This window comes from Brachybacterium sp. Marseille-Q7125, from assembly GCF_023062615.1.
Lineage (GTDB): Bacteria > Actinomycetota > Actinomycetes > Actinomycetales > Dermabacteraceae > Brachybacterium.
The window spans coordinates 1-2,426 of the sequence record NZ_JALLAL010000106.1 but is presented as its reverse complement, the minus strand read 5'-3'; the positions used below and the strand labels follow the sequence as shown (position 1 = coordinate 2,426).

Sequence of the window (2,426 nt, the reverse complement as noted above, 5' to 3'; positions counted from 1 at the left end):
CACCACAACACGGCCGATTGGAAGCAACACCCATCGCACATGCTCTCAGAGCATGTGCAACCCACTATCCCCGCAGGTCAGGACGAGGAAAGCGGCCTCTCCGTACACACATTTTGTCCTATAACCCCGCATTGCTCCCCGCCGTCTCCGGATTGGCGGGGATTTTTCTACCCAAGGAGGCTCGCAATGCTGCGCGCCGCCGTCGTGATCGACTATCAGAACGTCCATCTGACCGCCTCGGACGTCGTCGGAGACCGAAGTAACCGGCACGAGTCGCTGCTCCATCCGGTCCACTTCGCCAAGGCTGGGCTGCAGGAGCGCAACGCTCGGCAGCGTGAGGGGTACCCACACGCGGAGCTTCAACGAGTCATCGCCTATCGCGGCCTCCCTCACATTGACCACGACTGGGAACAGCACCGCCGCTGCCAGGACCAGGCGACACAGTGGCGCAGCGACGGCGCAGAGGTCGAACTACGCGACCTGAAGTACCGGTATCGCAACGGCGCAGATGGGCGACCAGTCCTGGACGTCCACGGGAAGAAGGAGCCGCTGGGGCCAGGCAGAGAGAAGGGCATCGATGTGCTCTGTGCATTGCGCTGCGTACGCGAGGCCATGAAAGACGACGTCGACCTCGTGATCCTCGCCTCACGCGACACCGACCTGGTCCCCGTCCTCGACGAAGTTCACGACATGCACCGCGAGGACCGAAGCATCGCGTCCATCGAGACGTTCTCCTGGTTCAACCGTGACGCGAAGAAGAGTGGTGCCTTCACATTCGGGAACCTCCAACCCAGCGGGGACCGTCGGATCTGGAACACGAACCTTGGCCGACCCTGCTATGAAGCTTCCCTCGACCGACGCGACTACCGCTGACCGCTACATCGGCAACGTGGGCGTCTCCAGGTACCGGTACAGCGTTGCGCGGCTGATCCCGAAGTCACGCGCTACCTGAGCTTTCGGGGTTCCCTCGAGAACGGCGTTGCCACCGTGTCTGCGCGAGGCGAAAGGGGGCCGGATCACCTGGTCGAGACGTCCGGGCGATGCCGGGATGGTTAGGTGAGGGTGGTGCGGCGCAGGGTGGTGGCGACGGCTGCGGCGGCGTGGGTGTAGGCGCGTTGGGTGGCGGGGGTCAGTGTGTCGTAGCGGATCTGGCCGCCGCCCTTGAGGGCGTTGTCGAAGGGGATGGGGACGATCGCGGCGACCTGGTCTTCGAGGTCGGTGGCGATGGCCTTGACGGTGTCGATGTACTCGTGGTCGGCGTCGGCGGTGGGTTCGAGGTCGTGGATGAGGACGACGGCGGAGCGCACGAGGTCGGCGTGGCCGGCGGCGCTGAGGGCGCGCATCATCTTGTGGGCGGCGTTGGCGGAGTCGTGTCCGGCGGCGATGGGGATGACGAGCTGGTCGGCTGTTTCGACCGCGGCGAGGAAGTGGGAGGCGCGGATGTTGTTGCCGGTGTCGACCAAGATCATCCGGGAGAAGCGGGAGAGGATCTCGTGGACCCTGTCGAAGCCTTCATCGTCAACGATGTCCTGCCGAGTGGCGTCCTCGTCCGAGGCGAGGACGGAGAAGTGTGCGTCCTGCTGGCTGCGGACGAAGCGGTCCAGGGTCCCGAGGCGGTTGCCGTCGACGGAGTCGAACTGGTGGGCGGCCTGTTCGAGGAGGTCGACCACGGTGCGGGAGTGCATGTCCTGGATGGAGCGCTCTCCGAGTGAGCCCATGGTCTCGTTGGCATCCCAGGCAATGACACCGCCGCCGCGGATGATGCCGAGGGTCGCTGCGAGCAGCCAAGTGCTGGTCGTCTTGCGGGACCCGCCCTTGGGGTTGGCGACCAGGATCGTGCGGCAGCCCTGAAAGTTCGTTTGGATCAGGCGACGCTGTTCCTGTTCCTCGCGGCGCCGGTGCTCGAGGCGGGTCTGCTGGATCTGCTGTTGGCGCTGTGCTTCGGCTTCCTGACGGGCGCGTTCCTCTGCCTCACGCTGGCGGGCCTGGGCTGCGGCCTGGGCCTCGGCCTGCTCCTGGTGGTACTGCTGGCGGCGCCGTTCCAGCTCGGCCTTGGCGGGAGGGAGGCTGAGGCCGATCTGGTTGAGGGTGCCGCGAAGGCCCTGGGTGGCCGGCTGCTGGGAGAGCTCCGTCCAGCGCGGATCGGTGTCCGCGGCGCTGCTGCTGTCGAGGAGCTCCTGCAGGCCGGTCATGGGCGGGACGTTGGCCATCTCGTCCAGGGGTGCTGCGGGGTGCTGCACGGGGGGTGCCTCCTTGACGTCGGGGGTGGGGGCTTCCGTGATCACAGTGGCTGGTGGGCTTGCCCGCAAGTTGTTGACGGTTGATCAAGCTGCTTGGGCTTGATCTGCGTGTTCTTCGGTTTTGGCCTGGTCGCGTTTGATGGCGTTCTCGAACGCGACCGGGCTGGTGTAGTCGAGGCTGGAGTG

At 65.9% G+C, this 2,426-nt stretch carries 3 protein-coding genes; 1 reads left to right on the top strand and 2 read right to left on the bottom strand.

Annotated elements, in window-relative coordinates; all coding sequences use genetic code 11:
* Positions 1–186: 186 nt before the first annotated feature.
* Positions 187–873: an NYN domain-containing protein gene (locus MU407_RS13840; protein ID WP_246958363.1), complete on the top strand. Its 687-nt coding sequence runs from the start codon at positions 187–189 to the stop codon at positions 871–873.
* Positions 874–876: 3 nt separating this feature from the next.
* On the opposite strand, the gene MU407_RS14535 is transcribed toward MU407_RS13840, so the two are convergent.
* On the bottom strand, positions 877–1,020 hold the full coding sequence (locus MU407_RS14535; protein WP_246958361.1) for a helix-turn-helix domain-containing protein: 144 nt from the start codon (positions 1,018–1,020) through the stop codon (positions 877–879).
* Positions 1,021–1,052: 32 nt separating this feature from the next.
* Entirely contained in the window at positions 1,053–2,240 is a 1,188-nt protein-coding gene (locus tag MU407_RS13830) for a hypothetical protein (protein ID WP_246958359.1), read from the bottom strand.
* Between the last annotated feature and the right edge of the window lie 186 nt (positions 2,241–2,426).